Source organism: Aureimonas endophytica (assembly GCF_014642635.1).
GTDB classification, from domain to species: domain Bacteria; phylum Pseudomonadota; class Alphaproteobacteria; order Rhizobiales; family Rhizobiaceae; genus Plantimonas; species Plantimonas endophytica.
In genome coordinates this window covers 333458-346652 of sequence record NZ_BMIQ01000006.1, presented here as the reverse complement: position 1 = coordinate 346652, position 13195 = coordinate 333458, and the positions used below count along the sequence as shown (strand labels likewise).

Sequence of the window (13195 nt, the reverse complement as noted above, 5' to 3'; positions counted from 1 at the left end):
GAAGGCGAGCGAGCCGTGCAGCGTGACGCGCAGCCGGGCGACCGTGGCGTCGTGCGGCCGGGGCCAGCTGCCGCTCCCCAGCTCGGCGAGAAACCGCGCCGCCGCCGTCATCGGCCCCATCGTGTGCGAGCTCGATGGGCCGATGCCGATCTTGTAAAGGTCGAAGACGGAGAGAAACATGGAACCGGCCGGATTCGCGGAGGACGGAAGCGGGCTATATCTTCAGCGGTAGATCGGGAACCGACGGCAGAGCGCCTGCACCTCCTCGTTGACGGTCGCTTCGACCCCGAGATCGCCGTCCGGGCCGGCGGTGGCGAGCGCGTCGATCACCGTCAGGATCAGTTCGCCGATGCGGCGGAACTCGGCCGCAGCGAAGCCGCGCGTCGTACCGGCCGAGGTTCCGAGCCGGACGCCGGACGTGACGGCCGGCTTCTCCGGATCGAAGGGTATGGCGTTCTTGTTGCAGGTGAGGCCGGCGCGTTCCAGCGCCCGCTCCGCGTCCCGGCCCTTCACGCCCTTTGGCCGGAGGTCCACCAGCACCATGTGGCAGTCGGTGCCGCCTGAGACGATGTCGAGCCCGCCGGCCCGCAGCGTATCCGACAGCGCCTGCGCGTTCTCCACGACCGCCTTGGCATAGGTCTTGAACTCCGGCCGCAGCGCCTCGCCGAAGGCGACGGCCTTGGCGGCGATGACGTGCATCAGCGGGCCACCCTGGTTGCCGGGGAAGACGGCCGAGTTCAGCTTCTTGGCGAGCGCCTCGTCATTGGTCAGGATCATGCCGCCCCGCGGCCCGCGCAGCGTCTTGTGAGTGGTGGTGGTCACGACATGGGCGTGCGGCAATGGGTCGGGATAGAGACCGGCGGCGACGAGGCCGGCATAATGGGCCATGTCGACCATCAGGATCGCGCCGATCTCGTCGGCGATGGCGCGGAAGGCGGCGAAGTCGATCGCCCTCGGATAGGCGGAGGCACCGGCGACGATCAGCTTCGGGCGCGTCTCCAATGCCTTATCCCGGAGCGCGGCGTAATCGATCAACTGATCGGTCTCGGTCACTTCGTAGGAGACGACGTCGAACCACTTGCCCGACATGGTGACGGGCGAGCCGTGGGTGAGGTGGCCGCCATGGGCAAGCGACATGCCCATGATCCGGTCGCCCGGCTGGAGCAGCGCCAGGAACACGGCCTGGTTCGCCTGAGCGCCGGAATGCGGCTGGACATTGGCGAAGCCCGCGCCGAACAGGGTCTTCGCGCGTTCGATGGCGATCGTCTCGACTTCGTCGACATATTCGCAGCCGCCATAGTAGCGCTTGCCCGGATAGCCCTCGGCATACTTGTTGGTGAGCACCGACCCTTGCGCCTTCAGGACATCGGCCGAGACGATGTTCTCGGACGCGATGAGTTCGATCTGGTCGCACTGGCGGTCGAGTTCGCGGCCGATGGCGGCGGCGACATCGGCGTCGGAGTCGGAAAGGTGGGAGGCGAGGTCGAAGTTGATCATCGGAAGTGGGGCCCCGTCGGAGGTCAGAGATCGAGTGCGACCTCGCGGCCGACCGCCGCGAGGAGGGTCCAGAGGTGGCCGGCGAAGGACTGCCAGACCTCGATGCGGTAGTGCTCCGCCGAGTGCTTCACGAGCAGACCTTGCGCCTTATCGAGGATCGTGCGCGTCGCCGAGCCGTCCGGCATCGTCGCGAGATCGAGCGCGCAGAACGCCGACAGGGTAGAGGTTGCCGCGGAACCGCGAAGCTCGATGCCCAATTCGCGGTGGCTGACATCGACCAAGCTGTGCGGGCCGATGGCGGCGGCGGCGAAGCCTGCCTCGATCGTCTCGGCCTCGCTGAGCGGCGCGAGCAGCGTCCACTCGTCCGGGCCAATGCACATGGCTGTGAGTCCGCCCGACGACGAGACGCCGCCGATATCGGCCGGCAGCGGGCAGCCGAAGGCCGCGCCTGCGGCGTCGATCCCCGCCTGCCGCAGCCGCAGGCTGAAGCGCGCCGCTTCCGGGGCGAGCAAGACGGAAAGCCGGCCGGGGATGCCGATCGGCTTCGCGTCATGAAGTGAGTTGCGTTCCTGGATCATCGCCCGCTCCTGTCAGACCGCCAGCCGCTTGTTCTCGGGATCGAGGAAGACCGTGCCCCCGATCGTCGCGTCATGGATCACGCCGCCCGGCATCGGCACATGGATCACCTGACCCTGCCGGGCCTTGCCCCCCTTGACCACGGCCATCGCGATCGACCGACCGAGCGTCTCGCTCCAGTAGGAGGAGGTGACGTGTCCGATCATGTCGCGCGGCATCGGTCCTTCCGGCTCGGCGACGATCTGGGCGCCTTCCTCGAGAACGACTTTCGGATCGGCGGTGAGCAGGCCGACCAGATGCTTGCGATCCGGGTTCAGCATGTCCGGCCGGGTCAGCGAGCGCTTGCCGACGAAATCGGGCTTGGTCTTGCCGATGGCCCAGCCAATGCCGGCGTCGTCCGGCGTCAACGTCCCGTCCGTATCCTGGCCGACGATGATGTAGCCCTTCTCGGCGCGAAGCACGTGCATCGTCTCGGTGCCGTAGGATACGATGCCATGCGCTTGGCCAGCCTCGTGAATGGCCTCCCAGACCGCCCGGCCGAAACGGGCCGGAACGTTCACCTCGAAGCCGAGCTCGCCGGTGAAGGACACGCGGAAGAGCCGGGTCGGCACGCCGCAGATCCGTCCTTCGGCGATCGCCATATGCGGGAAGGCTCCCGGCGACAGGTCGATGCCCTCGACCAGCGGCGCGATGACGTCGCGCGCCTTCGGCCCCTGGACGGCGATCACCGCCCATTGCTCGGTGGTCGAGGTCAGCCAGACGTCGAGATCGGGCCACTCGGTCTGGAGATAGTCCTCCATCATGTTGAGGACGCGCGCCGCGCCGCCCGTCGTCGTCGTGACGTGGAAGCGGTCGCTCGCGAGGCGGCCGATGACGCCGTCGTCACGGATGAAGCCGTCCTCGCCGAGGAGCAGGCCGTAGCGGCAGCGCCCAGGTTCGAGCTTCGTCCAGGCATTCGTATACATGCGGTTCATGAAGGTCGCCGCGTCGGGGCCGACGACCTCGATCTTGCCGAGCGTCGAGGCGTCGAACATGCCGACACTGGCGCGCACCGCCTGGCACTCACGGGCGACTGCGGCGTGCATGTCCTCGCCCGCCTTCGGGAAGTAGCGTGCACGCCGCCAGAGCGAGACGGGTTCGAAGACCGCGCCCTTTTCCTCGGCCCAGCCATCGATCGGCGTCTTGCGCGTCACCTCGAAGAGCTCGCCGCGATTGTAGCCGGCGAAGGCCCCGAAGGTGGTCGGCGTATAGGGCGGGCGGAATGTCGTCAGGCCGACGCTCGGGGCCGGGCGCTGGAGCGCGTCCGAGGCGATGGCGAGACCGTTGATGTTGGACGTCTTGCCCTGGTCGGTCGCCATGCCGTTCGTCGTATAGCGCTTGATGTGCTCCACCGAACGGAAGCCTTCGCGAACCGCGAGACGGATGTCTTTCGCGAGCACGTCGTTCTGGAAATCCACGAAAGCCTTGGCGAAGGAGGCGTTGCGATCGGTCGGAAGGTCGCGGCAGGGCGCGCCTGTCATCGGCCCTTCGCCTTCCGCAACGAAGCGCGGGGACGTGGCGGCAAAGCCGGCGTCATGCGCAGCGGCGGCACCCGCCTCGGCGCCCTGCGCGAACGCGCTCGCGAGGCCGAGCTTACCGGTTCCGGCCCCGGCGCAGCGGCATTCCTCGTTGGCCTTGCCCGGCAGGAAGGTCTGGTCGCCCTCGTCCCAAGCGAGCTTGGAGCCGGTATGCGAAAAGAGATGGAGGCTCGGCGTCCATCCGCCGGACATCAGCAGCGCGTCGCAGGCGATCCAGCGCCCCGGACCGACCGCATCGTCGCGACTGAGCGCGTTGACCCGGACTGCGGACACGCGCAGGCGTCCCTTCGTGTCCGTCACGGTGCCGCCGAGGATCGTCTCGATGCCGAGGCTGCGCGCCTCGAAGACGAGGCGCTCGTCGACGCCGCGGCGGATGTCGACGATGAGCGGCACCTTCGTGCCGGCGCGGGCGAGGTCGAAGGCGGCGTTCCAGGCCGAGTCATGCGAGGTGACGACGGCGACATTCTCGCCGACGCGCACGCCGTAGCGGTTGAGATAGGTGCGGGCGGCGCCGGCCAGCATGACGCCGGGCCGGTCGTTGCCGGAAAAGACCAGCGGCTTTTCGATGGCGCCCTGCGCCAGCACCACTTGCTTGGCGCGCATCTTCCACAGCCGTTCGCGGGGTGCATCGGCGGGAACATCGGCGAGGTGGTCGGTCAGGCGCTGGCAGAGGCCGACGAGGTTCTGATGGTAGTAGCCGATCGCCGTCGTACGTGTCAGCACCGTGACGTTCGGCAACGCGGCGAGTTCGGCCAGCGCATCTCGGAGCCAGTCCCAGGCGGGACGGCCATCGATCCGGGCTTCCGGCTCCGACAGGAGCCAGCCGCCGGCCTCGGCCTGATCGTCGACGAGCATGACCTTGGCGCCCGCGCGGCCGGCCGTGAGAGCTGCGGCGAGGCCCGCCGCGCCGCCGCCGACGACGAGAACGTCGCAATGGGCGTAGCGGCTGGCATAGCGGTCCGGGTCTTCGGCGGAAGGGGCAGCGCCGAGGCCGGCCGCGCCCCGGATGAAGGGCTCGTAGACCTTGTTCCAGAAGCTCTTCGGCCACATGAAGGTCTTGTAGTAGAAGCCTGCCGAGAACAGCATGTAGAGGCTGTCGTTGACGGCGCCGATGTCGGTGCGAAGGTTCGGCCAGCGGTTCTGGCTGTTGGCGTTGAAACCCTCGAAGACCTCGGCCATCGTCGCCCGGGTGTTCGGCTCGAAGCGCCCGGCGCCACGGTCGGTGCCGACAAGCGCGTTCGGCTCCTCGCAGCCGGCCGACAGGATGCCGCGCGGGCGGTGATACTTGAACGAGCGCCCGACGAGATGAACGCCGTTGGCGAGAAGCGCCGAGGCCAGCGTGTCGCCGGCTTGGCCCTCGAACGCCTTGCCGTCGAAGGTGAAGCGGACCGGGTGCTTCGGATAGGTGCGGCCGCGGCCGGCGACGCGCAATGCCCTCGCCGGCGCGCTCGCTTGCTCTGCGCCGTGGCTGTAGGCGAGCGGGGCGGTCTCGATCGTCTCGGTCCGGCTCATCGCGGCATCTCCCCGGCGGCGGTGGCAGTCGAAGCGGCTTCATGGACCGGGCGCGGTTCGCCCGCCCGGTAGGTCGCCGAGAACTTGTCGGTGACGGTGTCGCGGATCGCGTTGAAGAAGCGCCCGCAGCCGTGGACGTGGCGCCAGCGCTCCGCATGAAGCCCACGCGGATTGGAGCGCACGAAGAGGAAGTCGCGCCATTCCTCGTCGCTCAGGGCCGACGGATCGGCGGGCCGCGCGATATGCGCTTCGCCCGCATAGGCGAACTCGATCTCGGGCCGGGCGGCCTGGCAGTAGGGGCAGGTGATCAGAAGCATGATGCGTCCTCCCGCGTCGTCAGTGCGCGACGGCGGCGGCCGCCGCCTCGTCGATGAGACGGCCGGTGGTGAAGCGCTCCATCGTGTAGGGCGCATTGATCCTGTGCGGTTCGCCGCGCGCGACCGTGTGCGCGAAGACATGGCCGGAGCCCGGCGTCGCCTTGAAGCCGCCGGTGCCCCAGCCGCAATTGACGAAGAGCCCCGGCACCGGCGTCTTGCCGATGATCGGCGAGCGGTCGGGCGTGACGTCGACGATGCCGCCCCATTTGCGCAGCATGCGCATGCGCGTGAAGATCGGGAAGACTTCGCAGATCGAGGCGAGCGTGTGCTCGATCAACGGCAGGCCGCCACGCTGGGAATAGGAGACGTACTGGTCGGTGCCGGAACCGATGACGAGCTCGCCCTTGTCGGACTGCGAGATATAGGCGTGGACGGTGTTCGACATGACCACGCAGGGGAAGACCGGCTTCACCGGCTCGGAGACCAGCGCCTGGAGCGGATAGCTCTCGAGCGGCAGGCGCACGCCCGCCGTGTCCATGACGACCGATGTGTTGCCGGCCGCCACCACCGCGACCTTCTTCGCCTTGATGAAGCCGCGCGCCGTCTCGACGCCCGACACCGCGCCCGAGGCGTCGCGGCGGACGGCGAGCACCGGGCAGTTCTGGATGATGTCGACGCCCCGCGCCGCCGCACCGCGGGCATAGCCCCAGGCGACGGCGTCGTGCCGGGCGACACCGCCGCGGCGCTGGAGTGCGGCGCCGATCACGGGATAGCGGGCATTGGCGGCGATGTTCAGCGGCGGGCAGAATTCCTTCGCCTGTTCCGCCGTCAGCCACTCGTTGTCGATGCCGTTCAGGCGGTTGGAATGGATGTGGCGCTTGAAGCTCTGCTCGTCATGGACCGAATGGGCCAGCATCATCACGCCGCGCTGGGAGAACATGACGTTGTAGTTCAGCTCCTGGGAGAGCCCCTCCCAGAGCTTCATGGCATGCTCGTAGAGCTGCGCCGACTCGTCGTAGAGATAGTTGGAGCGGATGATCGTGGTGTTGCGACCCGTGTTGCCGCCGCCGAGCCAGCCCTTGTCGACCACCGCGACATTGGTGACGCCATGCTCCTTGGCGAGGTAGTAGGCCGTCGCCAGCCCGTGGCCGCCGGCGCCGACGATGACGACGTCGTATTCCGCCTTCGGCTGGGCGTCCGGCCATTGCGGCTCCCAGGTCTTGTTGCCCTTCAGAGCCTTCGCGATCAGCACGGGAAGCGAGAAACGGGTCATGGCAGCGGCTTTCCGGGTGGGATGGGCGGACTATGCGCCACCGATGCCTCGGGTGCCTGTACGGGTGCGGCACTTTCGCTGTATCCATGCGTCGGGGGCGAAGGAGTGCCACGCCATGCCCAAGCTCAATATCGGCTTCATCCTGACGCGACGCTTCACGCTCTGCGCCTTCGCCAACTTCGTCGACGTGCTCCGGCTGTCGGCCGACGAGGGTGATCGCTCGCGGCCGATCCTATGCGGCTGGCGGGTGCTGTCCGCGACGATGGAGCCGATCGCGTCGAGCTGCGGGATCGCCGTGCAGCCTGACGAGCGCCTCGGCGATCCGAAGCGTTTCGACTACATCGTGGTCGTCGGGGGTCTCGTCGATGAGATCGAGGGGTTGAACCCGGACTATGTCCGCTTCCTCAAGCAGGCGGCCGCGGCTGGCGTTCCGCTTGTCGGCGTCTGCACCGGAGCCTTCGTTCTGCACCGGGCCGGGCTGATGGCGGGCTACCGCGCCTGCGTAAGCTGGTTCCATCACGAGGACTTCCTCGAGCGCTTCGAGGGGTTGAAGCCCGTCAGCGACCAGATCTTCGTGGTCGACCGCGATCGATTGACCTGCTCCGGCGGGGTCAGCTCGGCCCATCTCGCGGCCTTCATCGTGGAGCGACATCTCGGACGGGCGCGGGCTTCCAAGAGCCTCCACATCATGATCATCGACGAGGCGATGACGGCCGAGCGCCCACAGCCCGGCATGCCCATGGCGCTCGCGACCGACGACCCGCTGGTCCGCAAGGCGCTTCTCCTGATGCAGCAGACCATCGACGCGCCGACGTCCATCGAGAAGCTGCATGTTTCGCTCGATGTCGGCCGGCGCACGCTGGAGCGTCACTTCAAGGATGCGCTGGGCATGAGCCCACGCAACGCGGACCGTTTGATCCGCCTCGAGCAGGCCAAGCATCTGCTGCGCACGACCCGTCGCTCGGTGAATCAGATCGCCGCGGATACGGGCTTCTGCGACGCCCCCCATCTCATTCGGAGCTTCCGAACCTCGCAGGGCGTGACCCCTGACGGCTTCCGGAAGGCTTCGGCGCATACTGAACCTGACAGGTCTCTGTAGGATCTTCTCGGAGCTATCCTTGGGCTGGCGGCAATCGCATTTGGAGCGTTCGCTTTTGCGAGGGCGGTGAGGTCATCCCGACGTTCCTGTCGGCGGATACGGTTCGGGGCCGACGCCGCGGTAGAGACGTAAGCGGTCGCCCGCGTCGGAAATGACGGGGGCCGAACCCTCGGCATCCCGCGGCCGGAAGACCCGTCTGCCAAGGGGAAGTACGGCTGCGATCCGGCCTCGCCAGGACAACAGTCCAAGTCCTTGCATCGGGTGTTCTTGGTAAGTCGAAGTCCTTGCGGGAATCGCGCAATCTCTTGTCGATCTGCCCGCAAGTAATTGATTTTGCCTAGACCTCGGTCAGGATATTTGATTGCGGGCGCACGAAGCCGGCGGCTTGGCCGCCGGCGCTCGCCCGTCAGGCGGCGCTCGCCTTGAAGGCCGCTTCCGCCGCCGGGATCGCGTCCGGCGTGCCGACCGTCAGCCATAGGCCGTCGAGCCGCACGCCGAACAGGCGCTCGTTCTCGATCGCGGTGTCGAAGATGCGGTTCAGCGAGAACTTCTCCTCCGCCATGCCGGCGAAGAGTTCGGGCTTCACGATCGCGGCGCCCGCATAGATGAAGGGCGACATGTCCCGTTCCGGCACGCGCTTCAGTCGGCCCTCGACATCCATGGTGAAGTCGCCGCGTCCCTCGTAGCCGGTCGCCTGGCGCATCTCGGCGATCAGCAGCAGGACATCCATGCGCCGCGGATCCCAGAGCTCGGCCATGAGCTGGAGATTGTCGCGATAGCCGTCGATCCAGAACGTGTCGGCATTGATGACGTAGAAGGGGTCCGGGCCGAGAAGCGGCAGGGCGCGCACGATGCCGCCGCCCGATTCCAGGAGTTCGTCGCGCTCGTCCGAGACGACGATCTCGATGCCGTCGCGGCGGCGCAGATGCGCCTGCATCAGATCGGCGAGATAATGGACGTTGACGACGGCGCGCGAGACGCCCGCGCGCTCCAGCGCGTCGAGACCGTAATCGATCAGCGCCTTGCCGCGAATCTCGACCAGCGGCTTCGGAATGGTCGAGGTGATCGGCCGCATGCGCTTGCCGAGGCCGGCGGCGAGCACCATCGCCACGTTCGGCCGCTTCGTGTCCGGTCTGTCCGGCATGGGGGACATCAGCCTTTCCTTGCGGACGGGGCGAGAACGCCCCAATCCCGATAGAGATCGCGGAGGCCGTGGAGGCTCGGATGCTCGACGGTCCTTTGCAGATAGGCTTGTAGGCGCGGGATGTGACGGCGATAGAACGGCTTGCCGTCGCGCTTCTCCAGCCGCACGAAGATGCCGAGGATCTTGGTGGCGCGCTGCGCGGCCATGATCGCATAGGCCTCGGCGAAGCCCGCCGCGTCGAAACCCGGATCGCCGGCGCGCCGCTCGTCGACATAGGCGGCGACGAGCCAGGCTTCCAGCTCCGGCGCGATGTCGACGCGCGCGTCCTGCGCCAGCGAGGCGAGATCGTAGGCGGAGGGGCCGATCATCGCGTCCTGGAAATCGATGAGGCCGATCCGCGCGACGCCCTCCCGGCCCTCGCGCCAGATGACGTTCGGCGAATGGACGTCGCGCAGCACGATCGAGCGCTCGGCCGCCTCCAACCGCGTGACGAGACCGTCCCAGAGGGCGAGAAAGGCGTGCCGCTCCGCCGGGCTCGCCGGGCGGCCGAAGCGGTCGGGCAGATACCAGTCGAGGAGCTGCTCCACCTCGATGCCCATGGCCGTGCGGTCGAAGGGGGGAATGCGGTGAACGCGCCCGCCGCCGAGCCGGATCTCCGCCGCGATGGGCGCCGCGTGGAGAAGCGCCAGCGCCCGCGCCGTCGCCTCGTAGCGCTCGGGCAGGGGCGCGCCCTCCGGCGAGAGAAGCGTCTCGGAGCCGAGATGTTCGAGGGCGAGAAAGCCCGCCTCGATATCCTCGCCGACGATCTCCGGCGCGGCGAAGCCGAGCTCGCGCAGCAGGCGATCGACGGCGACGAAGGGCACCACGTCCTCGGCGAGATGGGCGAGGCGGCTATAGGGCAGGCCGTCGCGGATCGGCGGGCCGTTCGGGCGCTTCGGCGCGTCCATCACGATCAGCGGGCGACCGCCCTGCTCGGCCGTCTCGTAGCGGCGGGAGGACGCGTCGCCGAAGAGACGCCGCCGCGTTCCGGCGGGCGGGTCGAGCCGGTCGAGAAAGGCGCGCAGGTCCAGGCTGCGGGCGAGCCGTTCGACGGCCTCCGGCTGGCCGGAGACGAGGGCGCGGCGGCCGGCGCCCTCCGCCGCCAGCTCGATGCGCAGAGCCGCGCGCGCCAGGATCTCCGGCGCCCGTTCCGGCCATTCGCAGAGAACGATGCCGGTCTCGGCGGCGTCCTCGAGGCCGAGTTCCTCGATCTCCGAGGCGTCGCCGAGGCGATAAAGATCGAGATGGGCGAGCGGCGGGTTCGTCGCATAGGTCTGGACGAGCGTATAGGTGGGGGAGGGGACCTCCAGCGCCGGATCGCCGGCGAGCGCGCGGATCGCCGCCCGGGCGAGGGTCGACTTGCCGGCGCCGAGATCGCCGGTGAGCGCGACGAGGTCGCCGCGCTTCAGGATCATGGCGAGATCCTCGCCGAAGCGCTCGGTCGCCGCGTCGTCGGCCAGAAACAGGTCGCGGGTCGCGGTCCTATCCGCGAAACGGGCGGGAGCGTTCATTATTCGGCGGCGTCCGAAAGGGTCGAGCGCGATTTCGCGGGAAAACGGCAGATGACCGTGGTGCCGTTCTCGCGGCTCGACGTCACGTCCACCTTGCCCTTGTGCAGTTCGACGAAGCTTTTCACGATCGACAGGCCGAGCCCGGCGCCGGAATGCCGCCCGCCGACCGGGTCGGCCTCGAAGCGGTCGAAGATGCGGGCGATCTGGCCGGGCGCGATGCCGGGGCCGCGATCGCGCACCTTGAAGACGAGCTCGGCGCCCTGCTGCTCGGCGATGAGATCGATGGTCGAGCCGGAGGGCGCGAAATTCGCGGCGTTCGACAGCAGGTTGAAGAGCACCTGCACGATGCGGTGCTCGTCGGCGAGGAAGCTCTTGCCGGCGCGCGCCACGTCGATCGCGACATGGAGGTCGTTCTCGCGCAGCCGGTCGCCGATGCCTTCCACGGCCTTCTCGGCCACCTTGCGGATCTCGACCTCGGAGAATTCGAGATCCATCGTGCCGGCATCGATCGAGGCGAGATCGAGAATGTCGTTGACGATGGTCATCAGCGCGGCGGTGGAGGTGGAGATGTAGTCGAGATATTCCGCCTGGCGCGCGTTGAGCGGGCCGGTCTCGCTGGCGCGCAGGAGCGCCGAGAAGCCTATGATGTTGGTGAGCGGCGAGCGCAGCTCGTAGTTCACGTGCTTGACGAAGTCGGTCTTCACCCGGTCGGCCATCTCCAGCGCCTCGTTGCGCTCGCGCAGCATCCGCTCGGCGCGGCGCGCATCGGTGATGTCCGTGAAGGTCAGCATCGTCTGGCCGTTCGGCAAGGGCACGATGCCATAGGACTGGATACGGCCGTCGGAAAGCTGGAACTCGCCGTTGCGGTTGCGGCGCTCGCCCTCCTCGAAGGCGGTGACGGCACGCACGAAGCCCAGCCAGTCGATGCCCGGCTCGCCATTGGCGGGGGAGAGGATGGCGACATCCACGGCCTTGGCGATCGCCTTGATATGGGGCTTGGTCTGCACGAACTCGTCCGACAGGTGCCAGAGCTCGGCGAAGGAGGGGTTCGACAGGCGCAGCCGCCCGTCCGGCCCGAAGACGGACACCGCCTCGTTGAGATAGTCGAGCGTCTCGCCCTGGAGGCGGACGAGCACGTTGAGCCGGCTTTCGAGCTCCAGCTTCTCGGTGAGATCCTCGAAGATCCAGGTGGCGCCGCCCTGCGGGGCGGGGCTGGCGAAGACGCGGAGCGTCCGCCCGTCGGCGAGATGCCAGAGCGTCTCGGTCGGCTGCGTCGCGCGATAGGCGGCGAGAATCTCGTTCTTCAGTTCGCGCAGCGGCCGGTCTTCCGGCAGGACCCCGCGTGAGCGCAGATGGTCCATCATCGAGACCTGATCCGGCCGGGCGTCGAGATAGACGTTGGTCAGGCCGAAGAGCTTCTGGAAGGCGGCGTTGTGATAGACGAGATGCGTCTTGTCGTCGAACTTGGCGATGGCGGTGGTGAGCTGGTCCAGCGTCTCGGAATGATTGGCGACGGTCTGGCGCAGCTCCATCCGCACCGCCTCGGTTTCCGAGACGTCGATGGCGGCGCCGGCCGAGCCGAGCGGGCCGGCGGATTCGACCACCGCGAAATTGCGGCGGTCGGCATCGACGACGGCCGACAGGCGCTCGGCGACGCTGCCCGTCGCGGCGAGGCTCGCGGCGATGGTGCTCCGGTCGCGCTCGCCGAGAAGCTCGGCCTGCCGGCGCAACGCGTCCTGCGCGTCGGCGGCGTCGACGGCACTCGCATAGGCGCGGTTGACCCAGACGAGCCGCCCGTCGCGGTCGCGCAGCCAGATGGCGATGTCGAGCCCGTCGCAGAGCGACTGGAAGGTGGCGATGGTGGCGTCGGCGGCCTCGAAATCCTCGCGCAGCAGCGCCAGCTCTTCCCGCAAGCCGCCGAGGGCGGAGAAGCGCACCACGGCATGCGTGCCGATCGCCCGGCCGCTCGCCTCCACCGGCGCGCCGCCCGGCGCCGTGAGGATCATGCGGAAGGTCTCGGCGCGGTCTTTCAGGCGGCCGATGGCGGCGTCGAGCCGGCGCGCCATGTCCGGCGCCAGCCAGGTCTCGAAGGCGAGGAAGCGGCGCGGATCGACCGGCACGCCGACGGCTTCCGGCAGGCGGCCGAAGATCTCCGGCATCAAGCCGGCGGAGAAGATGAGGACGCATTGCTCGTCGTCGGCAAGCAGGGCGGCGCGGCGCTCGGCCTCGCTGCTCTGTTCGGCGAGCAGCGTCCGCAGGGCCTGGTTCTCGGCCTCGGCCCGGGTCTGCTGGCGCAGCAGCCAGACGAGCGTCAGCATGCCGAAGGCGACGGCGAGCGCCAGCAGCGCCAGCATCACCGTCTCGTGCGGCGTCATGCCGAGATCGAGCCGGTTTCCGGGCTCCTCGGCGGCACAGGGACCCGTCGCGGCGAGCGCGACCCAGCCGGCCAGCGCCACCGCGGCAGGACGAATCCCGGCCGCCGCCGCTCCGCGACGGACGCAGAAATGCAGCCCGCGCGCCGGCATCCATGTCCCCGAAGGCATGCCCTTGTCCCTCTCGCCGCATTCCGAACGACGGCTCGCCGCCGCCTCACGCCCGCCGCCCCGTTTTCGGCCGCCGTGATTCGGCCATCATTAACCATGTTCGACGT

The 13195-nt window shown here is 68.6% G+C and carries 10 protein-coding genes; 1 reads left to right on the top strand and 9 read right to left on the bottom strand.

All coding sequences use genetic code 11. The features are described 5' to 3' along the window. The 6 genes from IEY14_RS19180 to IEY14_RS19155 form a co-directional block, all read right to left on the bottom strand. Positions 1 to 180: serine dehydratase beta chain (locus IEY14_RS19180; protein WP_280515057.1), on the bottom strand; the 180-nt coding region annotated here is incomplete at its 3' end. A gap of 42 nt (positions 181 to 222) precedes the next feature. Continuing rightward, a complete protein-coding gene (gene glyA, locus IEY14_RS19175) occupies positions 223 to 1497 on the bottom strand; it encodes a serine hydroxymethyltransferase (protein ID WP_188911391.1) in 1275 nt (424 codons plus the stop codon). A gap of 23 nt (positions 1498 to 1520) precedes the next feature. Continuing rightward, a complete protein-coding gene (locus IEY14_RS19170) occupies positions 1521 to 2075 on the bottom strand; it encodes a sarcosine oxidase subunit gamma (protein ID WP_188911389.1) in 555 nt (184 codons plus the stop codon). Positions 2076 to 2087: 12 nt separating this feature from the next. After that, positions 2088 to 5162 carry a sarcosine oxidase subunit alpha gene (locus tag IEY14_RS19165; RefSeq protein WP_188911387.1) on the bottom strand — a complete coding sequence of 1025 codons (3075 nt, stop codon included), beginning with the start codon at positions 5160 to 5162 and terminating at the stop codon, positions 2088 to 2090. Next, a complete protein-coding gene (locus IEY14_RS19160; RefSeq protein WP_188911385.1) occupies positions 5159 to 5479 on the bottom strand; it encodes a sarcosine oxidase subunit delta in 321 nt (106 codons plus the stop codon). Before IEY14_RS19160 ends, IEY14_RS19165 begins: the two co-directional genes overlap by 4 nt. Positions 5480 to 5498: 19 nt before the next feature. Further along, a complete protein-coding gene (locus IEY14_RS19155; RefSeq protein ID WP_188911383.1) occupies positions 5499 to 6752 on the bottom strand; it encodes a sarcosine oxidase subunit beta family protein in 1254 nt (417 codons plus the stop codon). Between the two features lie 115 nt (positions 6753 to 6867). Between IEY14_RS19155 and IEY14_RS19150 the strand changes: the two genes are divergently transcribed. Continuing rightward, positions 6868 to 7851 carry a GlxA family transcriptional regulator gene (locus IEY14_RS19150; protein WP_210318503.1) on the top strand — a complete coding sequence of 328 codons (984 nt, stop codon included), beginning with the start codon at positions 6868 to 6870 and terminating at the stop codon, positions 7849 to 7851. Between the two features lie 406 nt (positions 7852 to 8257). On the opposite strand, the gene IEY14_RS19145 is transcribed toward IEY14_RS19150, so the two are convergent. Genes IEY14_RS19145 through IEY14_RS19135 form a run of 3 tightly spaced genes read right to left on the bottom strand, consistent with a single transcriptional unit; the run spans position 8258 to position 13088 of the window. Beyond that, positions 8258 to 8995, bottom strand: a complete 738-nt coding sequence (locus IEY14_RS19145) for a nucleotidyltransferase family protein (protein ID WP_188911462.1) — start codon at positions 8993 to 8995, stop codon at positions 8258 to 8260. Positions 8996 to 9003: 8 nt separating this feature from the next. Next, the gene (gene tsaE, locus IEY14_RS19140; protein WP_188911382.1) at positions 9004 to 10545 is read right to left on the bottom strand and encodes a tRNA (adenosine(37)-N6)-threonylcarbamoyltransferase complex ATPase subunit type 1 TsaE; all 1542 of its coding nucleotides are present in this window, start codon (positions 10543 to 10545) and stop codon (positions 9004 to 9006) included. After that, a complete protein-coding gene (locus tag IEY14_RS19135; protein ID WP_244639582.1) occupies positions 10545 to 13088 on the bottom strand; it encodes a PAS domain-containing sensor histidine kinase in 2544 nt (847 codons plus the stop codon). The genes tsaE and IEY14_RS19135 overlap by 1 nt, the downstream gene beginning before the upstream one ends. Positions 13089 to 13195: the final 107 nt, after the last annotated feature.

Excerpts from the sequence above, each read along its gene's own strand:
- IEY14_RS19145 (WP_188911462.1), bottom strand. The coding sequence starts at position 8,995 with ATGCCGGACAGACCGGACACGAAGCGGCCGAACGTGGCGATGGTGCTC.
- glyA (WP_188911391.1), bottom strand. The coding sequence starts at position 1,497 with ATGATCAACTTCGACCTCGCCTCCCACCTTTCCGACTCCGACGCCGAT.
- IEY14_RS19170 (WP_188911389.1), bottom strand. The coding sequence starts at position 2,075 with ATGATCCAGGAACGCAACTCACTTCATGACGCGAAGCCGATCGGCATC.
- IEY14_RS19165 (WP_188911387.1), bottom strand. The coding sequence starts at position 5,162 with ATGAGCCGGACCGAGACGATCGAGACCGCCCCGCTCGCCTACAGCCAC.
- IEY14_RS19135 (WP_244639582.1), bottom strand. The coding sequence starts at position 13,088 with ATGCCTTCGGGGACATGGATGCCGGCGCGCGGGCTGCATTTCTGCGTC.
- tsaE (WP_188911382.1), bottom strand. The coding sequence starts at position 10,545 with ATGAACGCTCCCGCCCGTTTCGCGGATAGGACCGCGACCCGCGACCTG.
- IEY14_RS19155 (WP_188911383.1), bottom strand. The coding sequence starts at position 6,752 with ATGACCCGTTTCTCGCTTCCCGTGCTGATCGCGAAGGCTCTGAAGGGC.
- IEY14_RS19150 (WP_210318503.1), top strand. The coding sequence starts at position 6,868 with ATGCCCAAGCTCAATATCGGCTTCATCCTGACGCGACGCTTCACGCTC.
- IEY14_RS19160 (WP_188911385.1), bottom strand. The coding sequence starts at position 5,479 with ATGCTTCTGATCACCTGCCCCTACTGCCAGGCCGCCCGGCCCGAGATC.